The sequence below is a fragment of the Pseudomonas sp. P5_B2 genome (assembly GCF_056400445.1).
Map to the genome: position 1 here is coordinate 1 of NZ_JBFULH010001495.1, position 545 is coordinate 545.

General features: G+C 55.6%; 1 protein-coding gene. It reads left to right on the plus strand.

Features of this window, described 5'->3' with window-relative positions; all coding sequences use genetic code 11:
* Window positions 1-25: 25 nt before the first annotated feature.
* Window positions 26-545 (plus strand): MCP four helix bundle domain-containing protein (locus AC1DRJ_RS32025; RefSeq protein ID WP_477805617.1); only part of this gene is annotated, 520 nt, incomplete at its 3' end.

A 545-nucleotide genomic window follows, 5' to 3' on the forward strand; every position in this document is an offset into this window, starting at 1 on the left:
TGCCAATAGTGAACTGAAGGAGAATATGGCCCGGATTTACAGGGCTTGCACGGAAACCGACCTGAAAGTGATGGCTTCCCTGACACCGAAAAACCAGGCGGCGGAGCGCCACATCGTCGACCTCATGAATGCGTATCGCCAGACGTTACTGGTTGATGGCGAGAAACAAAACTTGAGCGTGTTCGACCAGCAATGGCCGCTCTATATCCAGGCGGCGCAGAAAGCGCTGGCATTGGGGGTGGCGAACAGGAATCTGGAGGGGCTTGCGGTGCTGCAGGTTGAGGTTATGCCGTACTACACGGTATTGCAGACAACCTTGGAGACGATGATCAAGATCAACGAGGATACCGCCAGTCACGGGATCGCCGAAGCCGATGTAATCGTGGGGCGGATCGGCCAGACAATGGTGGGCCTAGTGATAGGCGGTATTGCGCTGGTCATCCTGATCGGTTGGCTGATTACCCGCGTGATTGTGCGGCAGATTGGTGGTGAACCGTCCTATGCAGCGGATATTGCGAGCAAGGTGACAGCCGGTGATTTAACAG